The following is a 15,362-nucleotide window of genomic DNA, read 5'->3' on the forward strand; positions in this document are numbered from 1 at the left end:
CCATGACCACCCGGACCAAGGGAACTGCCGCGATCGTCGGCCCCGGCAACATCGGCACCGACCTGATGTTCAAGCTCATGCGCCGCTCGGAGGTCCTCGAGCCGCGCTGGATGGTCGGCGTCGACCCCAGCAGCGACGGCCTGCGCCGCGCCAAGACCCTCGGCCTCGAGGCCAGCCACGAGGGCGTCGACTGGCTCCTCGCCCAGGACGAGCTGCCCGACGTCGTCTTCGAGTGCACCTCCGCCAAGGCCCACGAGGCCAACGCGCCGAAGTACGCCGAGGCCGGCATCCTCGCCGTCGACCTCACCCCCGCGGCCGTGGGTCCCTACCTGTGCCCGCCGGTCAACCTCGACTTCAACCTCGACGCGATGAACGTCAACATGATCACCTGCGGTGGCCAGGCGACGACCCCGATCGTCGCCGCCGTCTCGTCGGTCGTCGACGTCCCCTACGCCGAGATCGTGGCCTCGATCTCGAGCAAGTCGGCGGGTCCCGGTACCCGGGCCAACATCGACGAGTTCACCGAGACCACGAGCGAGGCCCTCGAGGTCGTCGGTGGCGCCAAGAGCGGCAAGGCGATCATCATCCTCAACCCGGTCGAGCCGCCGCTGATGATGCGCAACACCGTCTTCTGCGCCATCCCGCAGGCCGCGGCCGAGGCCGGCGCCCTGCGTGACCGCGTCGAGGAGTCCATCCACGCGATGGTCGCCCGCGTCCAGGAGTACGTGCCTGGCTACCACCTGCGGGCCGACCCGCAGTTCGACGACGCCCGCGACCTGTGGAACGGCATGGCCCGGGTCACCGTCCCGATCGAGGTCAAGGGTCGCGGCGACTACCTGCCGGAGTACGCCGGCAACCTCGACATCATCACGTCCGCCGCCGCCCGTGTGGGCGACATGATGGTGGCCCACAAGCTGGGGGTCGACTCCGGCTGGGTCGCCAGCGACGCCACGACCGGCCAGGAGGTCCCCGCATGAGCAACCAGATGACCCACCCCATCCCCCAGTTCTCCGGTGACGTCGACGTCCGCCTGACCGACACGACCCTCCGTGACGGCTCGCACGCGATGTCCCACCAGTTCACCGAGGAGCAGGTCCGCACGACGGTCCGCGCCCTCGACGACGCCGGCGTCCAGGTCATCGAGGTGACCCACGGCGACGGCCTCGGCGGCTCCTCCTTCAACTACGGCTTCTCCGCCGTCGACGAGATGTCCCTGATCAAGGCCGCGGTCGCCGAGGCGCACCAGGCCAAGATCGCCGTCCTCATGCTCCCGGGCCTGGGCACCGTCGAGAAGCTGCACGAGGCGCACAACATGGGTGCCCAGATCGCGCGCATCGCGACCCACTGCACCGAGGCCGATGTCTCGATCCAGCACTTCGGTGCCGCGCGTGACCTCGGCATGGAGACCGTCGGGTTCCTCATGCTCAGCCACATGATCGGCCCCGAGGAGCTGGCCAAGCAGGCCCGCATCATGGTCGACGCCGGCTGCCAGTGCGTCTACGTCGTCGACAGCGCCGGCGCCCTCATCCTCGAGGACGTCTCCGACCGCGTCGCCGCGATCGTCGCCGAGGTCGGCAAGGACGCCCAGGTCGGCTACCACGGCCACCAGAACATGTCCTTCGGCGTGGCCAACTCGGTCCTCGCCTACCGGGCGGGTGCCCGTCAGATCGACGGCTCGCTGTGCGCCCTCGGCGCGGGTGCCGGCAACTCCCCCACCGAGGTGCTCGCCACCTCCTTCGAGCGCCTGGGCATCCGCACCGGCGTCGACATCAGCGGCGTGCTGGCCGCGGCGGAGGACGTCGTCAAGCCCTTCATCCGCCGGATGCCGATCATGGACCGCTCCTCGATCACCCAGGGCTACGCGGGCGTCTACAGCTCCTTCCTGCTCCACGCGGAGCGGGCGGCCGAGCGCTACGGCGTGCCGGCCCACGAGATCCTCATGAAGGTCGGCGAGTACGGCTACGTCGGCGGCCAGGAGGACATGATCATCGACGTGGCCCTGGAGCTGCGCGACGGGAAGAAGGTCTCTGCATGAGCACGCAGTGGGACGTCGAGTCGGTCGCGACCGAGCTCCTGGCCTGCGAGGACGAGCGTCGCGACCGGGTGAAGTTCACCGACGAGTGGCCCGAGCTGGACGTGGCCACCGGCTACGAGATCCAGGACCTCACCCTGCAGCGCCGCCTCGACCGCGGGGAGAAGCTCATCGGCATCAAGCTGGGTCTCACCTCCCGGGCCAAGCAGCAGCGCATGGGGGTCGACACCCCCTTCGTCGCCTGGCTCACGGACGCCATGATCCTGCCGGCCGGTGACCCCGTGCCGCAGGACCAGCTGATCCACCCGCGCATCGAGCCCGAGCTCGTCTTCGTCATGGGCGAGCGGCTCGAGGGCCCCGGCGTCACAGCCGCCCAGGCGATGGCCGCCGTCGACCAGGTCCTCGGCGGCGCCGAGGTCATCGACAGCCGGTACAAGGACTTCAAGTTCGCGGCCGGCGACGTCATCGCCGACAACGCCAGCTCCGGCGCCTTCGTCACCGGCCCGGTGTCGCTGCCGCCGAGCGAGCTCGACCTGTCGACCGAGGCCGTCCTCGTCGAGGTCGACGGCCAGGTCGTCGACTCCGCCACGGGTGCCGCGGTCCAGGGCCACCCGGGCGAGGCGCTCGCGCTCGCGGCCAACGACCTCGCCCGGCGTGGTCACGCCATCGAGCCCGGCTGGATCGTCCTCACCGGCGGCATGACCGACGCGTACTTCGCGACGCCCGGGACCTCGATCTCGCTGCACTTCACCTCCCTGGGCTCCGTGCGGATCAACGGGGGCGAGTGACGTGCCCGTCGTCCAGGTCACGCTCACGCACGGGCGCAGCCCCGAGACGATCCGGTCGATGATCTCGGCGATCACGCAGGCCATGGTCGACTCCGGGGTCGCCCCCAAGGAGGCCGTGCGCGTCATGGTCTCCGAGATCCCCACCGCCCACTTCGCCGCTGGTGACGTCACCATCGCCGAGCGGCACGCCGCGCAGCAGCCCGCCACCCCCACCGAGGAGACCCCGACATGAGCGACCAGTTCTTCGGTCACATCATCGACAACGAGGAGGTCGAGTCGCTCAGCGGTGAGCGCTTCGACGTCTACAACCCGTGGACCCAGGAGGTCTTCGCCCAGGCCGCCGAGGGTGGTGCCGAGGACGCCGAGCGCGCCATCGCCAGCGCCCGCAAGGCCTTCGACGAGGGCCCCTGGCCGCGGATGACGCGCCCCGAGCGGGCCGCCGCGATCCACCGGCTCGCGGACCTCATGGAGGAGCGCGCCGACGAGCTGGCGACGCTCGACTCGACCAACATGGGCAAGCCCTTCGCCCAGGCCAAGCACGACGTCGGCCGGTCGGTCGCCAACTTCCGCTTCTTCGCCGACCACCAGCGTGACCACACCGGTGACGTCTACCCGATGCCGTCCGGGCACCACACCTACAGCGAGTTCGGTCCCGTCGGCGTCGTCGCGGCGATCTCGCCGTGGAACTTCCCGCTGATGATGGCGACGTGGAAGATCGCTCCCGCGATCGCCTGGGGCAACACCTGCATCATCAAGCCGAGCGAGGACACCCCGGCCTCGGTCACCCTGCTCGGCCGGCTCGCGGTGGAGGCCGGGTTCCCCCCGGGCGTGCTCAACGTCCTCAACGGCCACGGTGCGCCCGCCGGCTCGACGCTGACGGCCGACGACCGCGTCGACCGCGTCACCTTCACCGGCTCGTCGACCACGGGCAAGGCCGTCATGGCCTCGGCCTCCACGCACCTCGCGCCGGTCTCGCTCGAGCTGGGCGGGAAGGGGGCCAACCTCGTCTTCGACGACGCGGACATCGACAACGCCGTCTACTGGGCGGTCGAGGCGATCTTCCGCAACTCGGGGCAGATCTGCCTCGCGGGCTCGCGCCTCTTCGTCCAGTCGGGGATCTACGACGAGTTCATGGAGCGCTTCCAGGCCGCGGCCGAGGCGCTGACGATCGGCGACCCCTTCGACCCCGAGGTCAAGTTCTCCGTCCTCTCGTCCAAGAAGCACTTCGACAAGGTGTCGGGGTACGTGGGCGGCGTCGAGGGCGACGGCGGGACCATCCGCACCGGTGGCGTCGACGAGGACGGGCGCTGGCTCGTGCGGCCCACGATCATCGAGGACCTCCCGCTCGACGCCGCGGCGTACTGCGACGAGATCTTCGGTCCCGTGGTCGTCGTCAACAGGTTCGACACCGAGGCCGAGGCCGTCCGCCTGGCCAACGACACCCGCTACGGGCTCAACGCGATGCTCTTCACGGAGAACCTCTCCCGTGCGCACCGCGTCAGCTCCAACCTGCGGGCCGGCACGGTCTGGGTCAACTGCTTCTTCATCCGCGACCTGCGCACGCCCTTCGGTGGCGTCGGCGACTCCGGCGTCGGCCGCGAAGGGGGCGACTTCAGCCGCGAGTTCTTCACCGAGCCCAAGGCCGTGGTCATGCAGATCGACCGGAGCGTCCCCGGCGCCTGACGCCCCCTGACGAGCGAGACTCCCGGACCCCAGCCCTCGGGCGGGTCCGGGAGTCTCGTCGTGTCAGCGGGTGCCGATGACGTCGTTGTCCTGGCCGGCCACGACCCGCGTGCGCGTGCCCCGGGCCAAGCGCTGCGCGACGCGCTGCCAGCCGCCCCGGGGCAGCTCGCCCTGGACGACGTGGTGCAGCACGAGCTGGCTGACCTCGACCTCGCGCAGCAGGTCCCGCAGCTGCGCCTCGGTCGTGTGCGCACCGAACATGTGGTTGCGGAAGGCCTCCTTGATCGCCTCCGGCACGGGCAGCGCGTCGATGCTGGCGACGATGCTCGCGTGGTCGACGACCTCGTGGAGCAGGACGTCGCTGCCGTCCGCCATCTCCAGCAGGTTGGGCGTGAGCGTCGTGTCGCCGGAGATGACGATCGAGCCGTGGTTGGAGTCGAAGCGGTAGGCGTAGGACGGCGCCATCTGGCCGTGGTCGACGAGCGTCGCCGAGACGCGAACGCGGTCGTCCTCGTGGACGGTGAACGGGCTCATCCGGGCCGGCGGACCGGCGACCGGGACGGTGATCCCCGACGGCAGCGCGATGTCGTGCGCCTGCACGACCCGGTCGATGCGCGGGGACCCGGCGTCGAAGATCCGGTCGTTGACGTCGGTGGCGAAGGCGGCGAGCAGCTGCCGCACCATCGAGGTCGTGCCGGCGTCGGCTCCGACGGGTTGAAGGGCGCCGGAGCGGGTCGACCCGGTGGGAAGACGGTCGGCAGGGCGCCGCGGTCGCCCGGTCCATACACGTGGAACGGTGACTCCAGAGAACCGAGCCCGCCACCGATGAAGCCCTGGACGAGGAAGGTCGCCAGGTCGGTCACGTGGTCGGAGTGGAGGTGGGTGATGAAGCCGGCACGGAAGGCGGTGAGGTCGTTCTTGCCGTCCGCAGGGCCCATCACACCGGCGTCGACCATGCCGGCCGCCGATCCGTGCCCGGCGTCGACGAGGTACCGCGCGCCGTCCACCTCGACCACGGTGCAGATCCCCCGTCGGCCGCTGGCCATGGGCCAGATCGGGCCGCCCGCGGTCCCCACGAGGACGGCGCGCATCCGGGCGTCGGACCGGCGGGGTGCCCGGGCCGTCGCGGCGGAGGCCGGGCCCGCCGAGGCCAGGGCGGCGGTCAGGGCGGCCGAGGCCCCGAGCCCGCCGTAGAGCAGGCCGCGCCTGCCGATGCCCGCGCGCTGCGGGGTGTCCCCGGTGTCCCCGGTGTCCCCGGTGTCCCCGGTGTCCGGGTGGTCGGGTGAGGTGTCAGCCAAGGGCACGACAGGTGTGCAGGATCCGCACATGAGAGCTCCTTTGATCCCAAGCGTGTGTAGTGCTCACTACGATGACGGGCCACGCGCGAGGGCGCAAGGGAGGCGTCGACGCCGTGGGACGCGGACGTTCCGCGGAGCCGGACGATTGGCCGTCTCCCCGGGTCGTTATGGCATCGTGAGATGTCGCTCTTGATCCCGGGGGCGGTGACGTGCATTCGAGGAGAGCAGACATGAGCGGTCCGGAGAGCCCGCGGGGCGGCGACGCCTTCGACGACTTCTTCGGCGACCCCACCCCGTCCGGTCGGATGGGCCCCGCGCCCGACCAGCCGGCGGGAACCCCCTTCGCCGATGCCGACGACGAGACGACCCGAGCCATGGCCCCGGCCCGGCCCGAGGCCGACCCGGAGGCCACCCAGGCCGCCGAGGTGCTCCCCCCGATCACGCCCGAGCCGACGCCCCACGGCGCCGTCCCCGAGGCCTGGTGGGCACCCGAGCCCGAGAGCGCGCCCCCGCAGCGCGCCGATGGCGGCCACGGCAGCACCTGGCAGCCGGTCCCGTCTGCCGGGCCTGCGCGTGACGAGCCCCAGCCGTACCGCGAGCCGGGCCACCCGGGTCGCTCGGTGTCCCCGCTCGCCCTCGTCGCCATGCTCGTCGGTGGCGTCCTCCTCGGTGGGCTCTGCGTCGGCGGGCTCGTCATGACCCTGGGCGGCGGCGACGAGCCGGTCGCGCAGTCCACGACGGTCACCGAGCCGGGCACGCCGCCGGACTCGACGTCGTCGGGTGCGACACCGCCGTCCACGTCGTCGACGCCTCCGTCGTCCTCGTCGTCCTCGTCGACCACCGCCGCCCGCACCGGCCAGCTGCCGGCGGGCGCGAGCCGGTGCGCCGGCCCCAAGGACGGCACCTCGGTCGCCCGGGGCACCCAGGTCACCAGCTGCGAGTTCGCCGCGGTCGTGCGCGACGCCTACCTCGCCGAGGCCCCCGAGGACGGGCGCGCCACGCTCGAGGTGCGCAGCCCGGTGACCGACAAGACCTACACGATGACCTGCAGCGGGGCGGCGGTCACCCGCTGCACCGGCGGTGACAACGCCGTCGTCATCCTCTACTGACGTGCGCCTGCGGCTCGTCGGGGTGAGCGCCCTGCTGCTCGGCCTCCTCCCCGCCTCGGCGTGCACCCGGGAGGTCGCACCGACGCGGCCCGCGACGACGGCCAGCCCCACGTCCGCGGCCACGACGGCCCGGCCCTCGTCCACGAGGACACCGACGCGCCCGGACGCCCGTCGCCTGGACGCCGCCCTCGAGCGGGTCGCCCGGCAGCACCCCGACTCCGAGGTCGCCGTGGCCTGGGCGCCCGTCGGGACGAAGGGCAGGCCCCACGTCGTCGGCGACCCCACCCGTCTCGTCGCCTGGTCGACCATCAAGGTCCCCCTGGCCCTCGCCGTCGTCCGCGCCGGGCACGGCGACGAGATGGCGGACGACATCGACCGGGCGCTGCGCGCCTCGGACAACGAGGCGGCCACCCGGCTCTGGGAGCGCCTCGGCGGCGGAAGCCGCGCGAGCGAGGCGGTGGGCACCCAGCTGCGACGTGGCGGGGACCGGACCACCGACGTCCCGGCCGAGGTCACCGTCCCGGGGTACTCCCCCTTCGGCCAGTCGTCGTGGGCGCTCACGGCCCAGACCCGCTTCACCGCCGCCCTGCCGTGCCTGACCGGGTCGGCGTCGGTCACCGACGCGATGGGCCGGGTCTCCGACGGCCAGCGCTGGGGGCTGGGCGGCATCAGGGGTGCGCGCTACAAGGGCGGCTGGGGGTCGACGCCGGGCGGGTACGTCGTGCGGCAGCTGGGCATCGTGCCCGGGACGAAGGGGGACACCGCCGTGACCCTGCAGGTGCGGACCGGGACCCACGAGCAGGGCACGGCGATCGCCGACGAGCTCGTCGCGGCCCTGCGGGGGCACCGCGACGGGCTGCCGGTCGGCACCTGCCGCTGAGCGGGGCGGATCAGGAGGTCGTGACCGAGTCGATGATCGTCTCCGCGACCTCGTCGGCGGTGTCCTGCGAGCCGGCCGAGACGGTGATCATCGCGGCGCCGGCATCGGTCGGCACGGCAAGCATCCGGGCGTGGAACTGCTGCGAGCCCTGGCCCATGGTGTAGCTGCTGTCGAGGGCCGCGCCGAGCTCGGTGCCCGTCTCGTCGATCTGGCCGACCTTGGCGCCGATCCCCTCCAGCTGCGACTTCATGTCGGCCTCGGTGGGCATCGCCGGCGAGGCGACGACGTTGACGTTGTTGCCGAAGCCCTGCTCCGTGTCACCGATGACCATGACGTCGACGGACTCCGCCACCTGCGCGACGAGCTCCTTGGCCGTGGTGCCCTGCCGTTCCGCCGAGTCCTCGAGGGCCTGGGGCGCCTGCTGGCTGCCGTCGGCGATCTTGGCCGGGTCGACGACGGTCCAGCCCTCGGGCACGTCGAAGGCGACGCCGGCCTGGGTCGCCGTCGCTGACTCGGCCTCGGGGGTGGACTCGGCCGAGGACTCGGCGGAGGACGTGGTGGCGGCGCTCGACTCGTCGCTCGTGCCGTCCCCGCCGCAGGCGGAGAGGGCGAGGACGGCGGCGCCGGCCAGGGCGGCGAGGACACGGGAGCGGTGCGTTGTCGTCATGCTTCGACCCTCGTGAGGCCACCCGGATCCGCGATGGGGAGCCCTCCCCGTCGACGACGCCCGCAGGCGGCGATGAGAGCGCCGCGGGGGCCGGGACACGTGTGGGGAGTCGTCCGACCGTCCCTCCCGGGCCGAGAGCGGCCGCCACGGGGCGTGCATGATGCTTCGTGGAGAGGGGGCGCGGGGTAGAATCGGGGGGTTGAGGCCGCGGCGCCAGCCCCATGGGGCCAGCCCGCGGTAATCCATGCACCGCACCAGCTCGAGGAGCACCGTGGCAGACGAGCAGTCGCCGAAGGCCCAGCCGAAGACCCCGGACCCCGGGGGGCCGGAGTACGACGCCAACGCGATCCAGGTCCTCGAGGGCCTCGAGGCCGTCCGCAAGCGCCCCGGCATGTACATCGGCTCCACCTCGGAGCGGGGCCTGCACCACCTCGTGTGGGAGATCGTCGACAACGCGGTGGACGAGGCGATGGCCGGCTACGCCGACACCATCGACGTCACCCTCATGGACAACGGCGCGGTCCGGGTCAAGGACAACGGCCGCGGCATCCCGACCGACATCCACGAGGCGGAGGGCATCTCGGCCGTCGAGCTCGTGCTCACCCAGCTGCACGCCGGCGGCAAGTTCGGCGGCGGCGGGTACAAGGTCTCCGGTGGTCTGCACGGCGTCGGCTCGTCCGTCGTCAACGCGCTCTCGACGCGGCTCGACGTCTGCGTGCGGCAGAAGGGGCACGCGCACCGCATGTCCTTCGAGCACGGCGTGCCGACCGGCCCCCTTCGCCAGGAGGAGGAGACCGATGCGACCGGCACGACGATCACCTACTGGGCCAACGACGAGATCTTCGAGACCGTCGAGTACGACTGGGAGACGATCCGGGCGCGCTTCCAGCAGATGGCCTTCCTCAACAAGGGCCTGACGATCAACCTCGTCGACGAGCGCGTCGAGGAGCCCACCGAGGCCGAGCAGGCCGAGGACCTCGACCACGTCGACGACGACATCACCGAGGTCGTCGACTCCGAGGACGGCGCGGCCGCGGCCCCCAAGAAGGCGCGCAAGGTCTCCTACCGCTACGACAACGGCATCGTCGACTACGTCACCCACCTCGTCTCCTCCAAGAAGGCCGAGCCGGTGACCGCCGAGATCATCTCGATCGAGACCGAGGACGTCGACCGGGCGCTCTCGCTCGAGCTGGCGATGCAGTGGACGAGCGCCTACAGCGAGTCGGTGCACACCTACGCCAACGCCATCAACACGCACGAGGGCGGCACCCACGAGGAGGGCTTCCGCGCGGCGCTGACCAAGCTCGTCAACGACTTCGCGCGCAAGCAGAACATCCTCAAGGACAAGGACGACAACCTCACCGGTGACGACATCCGCGAGGGCCTGACCGCCGTCATCTCCGTCAAGCTCGGTGAGCCGCAGTTCGAGGGCCAGACCAAGACCAAGCTCGGCAACTCCGAGGTCAAGGGCTTCGTCCAGCGGGCCATGACCGACGAGTTCGGCCACTGGCTCGAGGCGCACCCCAACGAGGGCAAGGACATCGTGCGCAAGTCGGTCCAGGCCGCCGCGGCGCGCATGGCCGCCCGCAAGGCGCGCGAGGCGACCCGCCGCAAGGGCCTGCTCGAGTCCGGCGGCCTGCCGGGCAAGCTCTCCGACTGCCAGAGCAAGGACCCCACGGTCTCCGAGGTCTTCATCGTCGAGGGCGACTCCGCCGGCGGTTCGGCCAAGGCCGGTCGAAACCCGGAGAACCAGGCGATCCTCCCGATCCGCGGCAAGATCCTCAACGTCGAGAAGGCCCGGATCGACAGGATCCTCGCCAACCAGGAGGTCCAGGCGCTGATCTCGGCCTTCGGCACGGGCATCGGCGAGGACTTCGACATCGCCAAGGCGCGCTACCACAAGATCGTGCTCATGGCCGATGCCGACGTCGACGGCATGCACATCCGCACGCTGCTGCTGACCCTGCTCTTCCGCTTCATGAAGCCCCTCATCGAGGCCGGGTACGTCTACCTCGCCCAGCCGCCGCTCTACCGGCTCAAGTGGTCCAACCACGACCACGAGTTCGCCTTCACCGACCGGGAGCGTGACGCGATGATCGCGGCCGGCCAGGCGAAGGGGTGGCGACTGCCCAAGGACAACTCGATCCAGCGCTACAAGGGTCTCGGCGAGATGAACTACCAGGAGCTGTGGGAGACCACGATGGACCCCGACACCCGGGTGCTGCTCCAGGTGACGCTCGACGACGCGGCCGCCGCCGACGAGATCTTCGCCGTGCTCATGGGCGAGGACGTCGAGTCCCGACGCAGCTTCATCCAGAAGAACGCGCGCGACGTGCGCTTCCTCGACATCTGAACCCTCGGGGGGCTCCGCCCCCCGAGTGCCCCCCCGAGAACCGCGGAGCTGGCCCCGAACCCGCCTCCGCCCCCTTCGGCCACGACCCCGAGGTGACCTGCAGACCATGACCGACACCCCCACCACGCCCGAGACCGACCGGACCGAACCGGTCGACCTCAACGCGGAGATGCAGCGCAGCTACATCGAGTACGCGATGAGCGTCATCGTCTCGCGCGCGCTGCCCGACGTGCGCGACGGCCTCAAGCCGGTGCACCGCCGCATCGTCTACGCGATGTACGACGGCGGCTACCGCCCCGACCGTGGCTACAACAAGTGCTCGCGCGTCGTCGGCGACGTCATGGGCCAGTACCACCCGCACGGTGACAGCGCGATCTACGACGCGATGGTCCGCCTCGTGCAGCCGTGGTCGCTGCGCTACCCGCTCATCGACGGCCAGGGCAACTTCGGCTCCGCCGGCAACGACGGCGCGGCCGCCCCCCGGTACACCGAGTGCAAGATGGCTCCGCTCTCGCTGGAGCTCGTGCGCGACATCGACCAGGAGACGGTCGACTTCGTCCCCAACTACGACGGCAAGACGCTGCAGCCGGACGTGCTGCCCGCGCGCTTCCCCAACCTGCTGGCCAACGGCTCCGCCGGCATCGCCGTCGGCATGGCCACGCAGATCCCGCCGCACAACCTGCGCGAGGTCGCCGACGCCGCCCAGTGGATGCTCGACCACCCGGAGTCCTCCCGCGAGGAGGCCCTCGAGGCCGTCATGGGCTTCATCAAGGGCCCCGACTTCCCGACCGGCGCGCTCATCATGGGCCACCGCGGGATCGAGGACGCCTACCGCACCGGCCGCGGGTCGATCATCATGCGCGCCGTCGTCGAGGTCGAGGAGATCCAGGGCCGCACCTGCCTCGTCGTCACCGAGCTGCCCTACCAGGTCAACCCCGACGCGCTGGCGCAGAAGATCGCCGAGATGACCAAGGAGGGTCGCCTGAGCGGCATCGCGGACATCCGCGACGAGACCTCCGGGCGCACCGGCCAGCGCCTCGTCATCGTCCTCAAGCGGGACGCGGTCGCCAAGGTCGTGCTCAACAACCTCTACAAGCACACCCAGCTGCAGACCAACTTCGGCGCCAACATGCTGGCCCTCGTCGACGGGGTGCCCCGCACCCTGCCGGTCTCGGCCTTCATCCGGTACTGGGTCGAGCACCAGATCGACGTCATCATCCGGCGCACCGAGTACCGGCTGCGCAAGGACGAGGCCGCGATCCACATCCTGCGCGGCTACCTCAAGGCCCTCGACATGCTCGACGAGGTCATCGCGCTCATCCGCCGCTCGCCGACGGTCGACGAGGCCCGTGCGGGTCTGATCGAGCTCCTCGACATCGACGAGGTGCAGGCGATGGCGATCCTCAACCTCCAGCTGCGGCGCCTCGCCGCGCTGGAGCGGCAGAAGATCATCGACGAGCACGACGAGATCGAAGCCCGGATCCTCGACTACAAGGACATCCTCGCCAAGCCCGAGCGGCAGCGGCAGATCGTCAAGGACGAGCTCGCGGAGATCGTCGACCGCTACGGCGACGACCGGCGCACGCGGATCCTGCCCTACGACGGCGACGTCGCCATGGAGGACCTCATCCCCGAGGAGGACGTGGTCGTCACGATCACCCGGGGCGGCTACGCCAAGCGCACCCGCGTGGACGAGTACCGGGCGCAGAAGCGTGGCGGCAAGGGGGTGCGCGGCGCCTCCCTGCGCGGTGAGGACGTCGTGCGCAACTTCTTCACGACCACGTCGCACCACTGGCTGCTGTTCTTCACCAACCTCGGCCGGGTCTACCGGGTCAAGGCCTACGAGCTGCCCGAGGCGGCGCGTGACGGCAAGGGCCAGCACGTCGCCAACCTGCTGGCCTTCCAGCCGGACGAGCAGATCGCGGCCGTCTACGCGATCAAGGACTACGAGGCGGCGCCCTACCTCGTCCTCGCGACCAAGCGCGGCCTGGTCAAGAAGACCCGCCTGACGGAGTACGACTCGCCGCGCAGCGGCGGCCTCATCGCCATCAAGCTGCGCGAGGACGACGAGCTCATCGGCGCCGCCCTCGTCGCCGCCGAGGACGACCTGCTGCTCGTCTCGCGCAATGCGATGTCGGTGCGCTTCCACGCCACGGACGACGTCATCCGCCCGATGGGCCGCTCGACGAGCGGTGTGACGGGCATGAAGTTCCGCGGCGACGACTCGCTGCTCGCGCTCAACGTCATCGAGGACGGCACCGACCCGGACGTCTTCGTCGTCTTCGAGAACGGTGTGGCCAAGCGGACCGCCGCCTCGCAGTGGACCGCCAAGGGCCGGGCCGGCCTGGGTGTCACGGCGGCCAACTCCGGCAAGGGCGGCCAGCTCGTCGGCGCACTCGTCGTCGACGAGAGCGACGAGGTCATGGTCGTCATGGAGAAGGGCAACATCGTGCGCTCCGCGGTCACCGAGATCAACCGCACGAGCCGCAACACGATGGGTGTCAGCTTCGCCACGCCGCGCAAGGGCGACGCGATCGTGGCCGTCGCCCGCAACGTCGACCGCGGCGACGCGGACCCGGAGGCTGACGTCGACGAGCAACCCGACGGGGTAGCGTCGGAGCCTGACGAGCAGTCCGCCGGGAGCGACCCGGTGGAGCCCGCCCAGCAGGGGGACATCCCCGGAGGTGACCAGGAGTGAGCCCGACAGGAGACACCACGGCCGTGCGCACGGCCGCCGGCCCGTCCCAGACGCCCCGCCGCGCCCCGTCCGGCAGCGCGGCCCGTCCGGCCCCGAGGGCCGGCCGACGTGTGAAGCTCATGGTCTCGCGGGTCGACCCCTTCTCCGTGATGAAGGTCGGCTTCCTCGTCTCGGTGGCCATGGGCATCGCCATGGTCGTCATGACCGGCGTGATGTGGGGCCTGCTCTCGGCGATGGGGGTCTTCGACTCCGTCAACGAGCTGGCCGGCCAGATCATCGGCGACGGCTCCGGCGAGACCTTCGACGTCATGGACTTCCTCGGCTTCGGCCGCGTGCTGTCCCTGTCGATCGTCCTGGCGGTCGTCGACGTCTTCCTGCTGACGGCCATCGCGACCCTCGGCGCCTTCCTCTACAACATCGTCGCCAGCCTCGTCGGCGGCGTGCACATGACGCTGACCGACGACTGATTCCCCCCGGCCTGCCGCCGTTTTGGTGGTGGCGGCAGGTGTGGGGTAATCTCGGGCGTCGCGCCACGGAGAGATCCACGGCGCAGCACGGGCCCATAGCTCAGGCGGTTAGAGCGCTTCGCTGATAACGAAGAGGTCGGAGGTTCAAGTCCTCCTGGGCCCACCACCTTCGACGGTGAGGAGAGATCGATGAAGAAGGTCCTCGTACTCGTCGCGGCAGCGGCCGGCGCGGTGTACGCGCGGCACAGGATCGAGCAGCAGCGTTCCGAGAAGGACCTGCACGCCGCCACCAGCCGCATGGGCAACGCACCGAAGTCCTCCTCCGGGACCGGCGCCGCATGGGCGGCCGCCAGCGACCGTCCCACCTGATCCACCAGCCCTCGGGGGCGTGGCGCAATTGGTAGCGCACCTGCTTTGCAAGCAGGGGGTTGTCGGTTCGAGTCCGATCGCCTCCACCGAGGACGAAGGGGGTGTTCCGCGCTGCGGTTCACCCCCTTCGTCGTACCCGGGTCATCCCTAGATTGCGGGGTATGACCTCTGTCGAGACCGCCAACCCAGAGATCGCCGAGACGATCGACGTCAACGGCATCGCCACCAACTACCACGACGTGGGGGAGGGCGACCCGGTCCTGCTGATCCACGGCTCCGGGCCGGGCGTCAGCGCCTGGGCCAACTGGCGCGGCGTCCTGCCGGTCCTCGGCGAGCGCTACCGCGTCATCGCCCCGGACGTCCTGGGCTTCGGCTACACCGAGCGCCCGGACGGCGTCACCTACGACCTCGCGACCTGGACCGAGCACCTCGTCGGCGTGCTCGACGCGCTCGGGCTGGAGCGGGTCGCGGTCGTCGGCAACAGCTTCGGCGGGGCGCTCGCCCTCAACGTCGCCGTGCACCACCCCGAGCGGGTCTCCAAGCTCGTCCTCATGGGTGCGGCGGGCGTCCCCTTCGAGATCACCGAGGGCCTGGACCGGGTGTGGGGCTTCGAGCCCAGCCTGCCCAACATGATCGACCTCATGGACCTCTTCGCGTACGACAAGTCCCGGCTCACCGAGGACCTGGCGAAGATCCGCCTCGCGGCCGCGACGCGCCCCGGCGTGCACGAGGCCTTCAGCGCGATGTTCCCGGCGCCGCGGCAGCGCTCGGTCGAGGCGCTCACCGTGCCCGACCAGTACATCCGCGAGCTGACGCAGCCCACCCTCGTGATCCACGGCCGCGACGACGAGGTCATCCCGCTCAGCACCTCGCTGCGCCTGCACGAGCTCATCGAGCAGTCGGAGCTGCACAGCTTCGGCCAGTGCGGCCACTGGGTGCAGATCGAGCACGCCGAGGGCTTCAACCGGCTCGTCGGGGACTTCCTGGCGTAGGTCCGGGCACGACGAAGGGGAGGTCC

General features: G+C 71.0%; 14 protein-coding genes, 2 tRNA genes and 1 pseudogene. 14 read left to right on the top strand and 3 right to left on the bottom strand.

Translation table 11 applies throughout. The annotated features are described in order from the left end of the window. Positions 1-2: 2 nt before the first annotated feature. The 5 genes from V3C34_RS02450 to V3C34_RS02470 are packed head-to-tail and all read left to right on the top strand — an operon-like array spanning position 3 to position 4,503. Positions 3-977, top strand: coding sequence for an acetaldehyde dehydrogenase (acetylating) (locus tag V3C34_RS02450; RefSeq protein WP_068327585.1), 975 nt, complete (start codon positions 3-5; stop codon positions 975-977). Further along, positions 974-2,035 carry a 4-hydroxy-2-oxovalerate aldolase gene (gene dmpG / locus V3C34_RS02455; protein ID WP_255218330.1) on the top strand — a complete coding sequence of 354 codons (1,062 nt, stop codon included), beginning with the start codon at positions 974-976 and terminating at the stop codon, positions 2,033-2,035. The genes V3C34_RS02450 and dmpG overlap by 4 nt, the downstream gene beginning before the upstream one ends. Next, the gene (locus tag V3C34_RS02460) at positions 2,032-2,820 is read left to right on the top strand and encodes a 2-keto-4-pentenoate hydratase (RefSeq protein WP_338539079.1); all 789 of its coding nucleotides are present in this window, start codon (positions 2,032-2,034) and stop codon (positions 2,818-2,820) included. The genes dmpG and V3C34_RS02460 overlap by 4 nt, the downstream gene beginning before the upstream one ends. Position 2,821: 1 nt before the next feature. Next, positions 2,822-3,052 carry a tautomerase family protein gene (locus V3C34_RS02465; RefSeq protein ID WP_068327578.1) on the top strand — a complete coding sequence of 77 codons (231 nt, stop codon included), beginning with the start codon at positions 2,822-2,824 and terminating at the stop codon, positions 3,050-3,052. After that, positions 3,049-4,503, top strand: coding sequence for an aldehyde dehydrogenase (locus V3C34_RS02470; protein WP_338539078.1), 1,455 nt, complete (start codon positions 3,049-3,051; stop codon positions 4,501-4,503). Before V3C34_RS02465 ends, V3C34_RS02470 begins: the two co-directional genes overlap by 4 nt. 63 nt (positions 4,504-4,566) lie before the next feature. Here V3C34_RS02470 and V3C34_RS02475 read toward each other — a convergent pair whose 3' ends face one another. Together V3C34_RS02475 and V3C34_RS17700 are read right to left on the bottom strand one after the other, a co-directional pair. Then, positions 4,567-5,187 carry a hypothetical protein gene (locus V3C34_RS02475; RefSeq protein ID WP_346007979.1) on the bottom strand — a complete coding sequence of 207 codons (621 nt, stop codon included), beginning with the start codon at positions 5,185-5,187 and terminating at the stop codon, positions 4,567-4,569. Between the two features lie 38 nt (positions 5,188-5,225). After that, positions 5,226-5,831 (bottom strand): annotated as a pseudogene (locus tag V3C34_RS17700) (MBL fold metallo-hydrolase); the annotation flags it as partial. A gap of 200 nt (positions 5,832-6,031) precedes the next feature. Here V3C34_RS17700 and V3C34_RS02480 point away from each other — a divergent pair. Together V3C34_RS02480 and V3C34_RS02485 are read left to right on the top strand one after the other, a co-directional pair. Beyond that, complete coding sequence (locus tag V3C34_RS02480) at positions 6,032-6,910, top strand: hypothetical protein (RefSeq protein WP_346007980.1); 879 nt, start codon at positions 6,032-6,034, stop codon at positions 6,908-6,910. 1 nt (position 6,911) lies between these two features. Further along, the gene (locus tag V3C34_RS02485) at positions 6,912-7,790 is read left to right on the top strand and encodes a hypothetical protein (RefSeq protein WP_346007981.1); all 879 of its coding nucleotides are present in this window, start codon (positions 6,912-6,914) and stop codon (positions 7,788-7,790) included. 10 nt (positions 7,791-7,800) lie between these two features. Here V3C34_RS02485 and V3C34_RS02490 read toward each other — a convergent pair whose 3' ends face one another. Next, positions 7,801-8,457 (bottom strand): hypothetical protein, encoded by a 657-nt coding sequence (locus V3C34_RS02490; RefSeq protein WP_346007982.1) that lies wholly within the window; start codon positions 8,455-8,457, stop codon positions 7,801-7,803. Positions 8,458-8,701: 244 nt separating this feature from the next. On the opposite strand from V3C34_RS02490, the gene gyrB reads away from it, so the two are divergent. From gyrB to V3C34_RS02525, 7 genes are all read left to right on the top strand, one after another. Beyond that, the gene (gene gyrB / locus V3C34_RS02495) at positions 8,702-10,810 is read left to right on the top strand and encodes a DNA topoisomerase (ATP-hydrolyzing) subunit B (RefSeq protein WP_371836290.1); all 2,109 of its coding nucleotides are present in this window, start codon (positions 8,702-8,704) and stop codon (positions 10,808-10,810) included. Positions 10,811-10,916: 106 nt separating this feature from the next. After that, on the top strand, positions 10,917-13,508 hold the full coding sequence (gyrA, locus tag V3C34_RS02500) for a DNA gyrase subunit A (protein WP_068327558.1): 2,592 nt from the start codon (positions 10,917-10,919) through the stop codon (positions 13,506-13,508). Next, a complete protein-coding gene (locus V3C34_RS02505) occupies positions 13,505-13,975 on the top strand; it encodes a DUF3566 domain-containing protein (RefSeq protein WP_245634814.1) in 471 nt (156 codons plus the stop codon). The genes gyrA and V3C34_RS02505 overlap by 4 nt, the downstream gene beginning before the upstream one ends. Before the next feature lie 89 nt (positions 13,976-14,064). Further along, a tRNA-Ile gene (locus V3C34_RS02510) sits at positions 14,065-14,141 on the top strand. A gap of 23 nt (positions 14,142-14,164) precedes the next feature. Then, positions 14,165-14,344, top strand: coding sequence for a DLW-39 family protein (locus V3C34_RS02515; protein WP_068425341.1), 180 nt, complete (start codon positions 14,165-14,167; stop codon positions 14,342-14,344). Between the two features lie 13 nt (positions 14,345-14,357). Beyond that, positions 14,358-14,430: transfer RNA gene (locus tag V3C34_RS02520), tRNA-Ala, on the top strand. 75 nt (positions 14,431-14,505) lie between these two features. After that, positions 14,506-15,336 carry an alpha/beta hydrolase gene (locus V3C34_RS02525; RefSeq protein WP_346007983.1) on the top strand — a complete coding sequence of 277 codons (831 nt, stop codon included), beginning with the start codon at positions 14,506-14,508 and terminating at the stop codon, positions 15,334-15,336. The last annotated feature ends 26 nt before the right edge of the window (positions 15,337-15,362 follow it).

It is taken from the genome of Janibacter terrae (assembly GCF_039636765.1).
Lineage (GTDB): Bacteria > Actinomycetota > Actinomycetes > Actinomycetales > Dermatophilaceae > Janibacter > Janibacter terrae.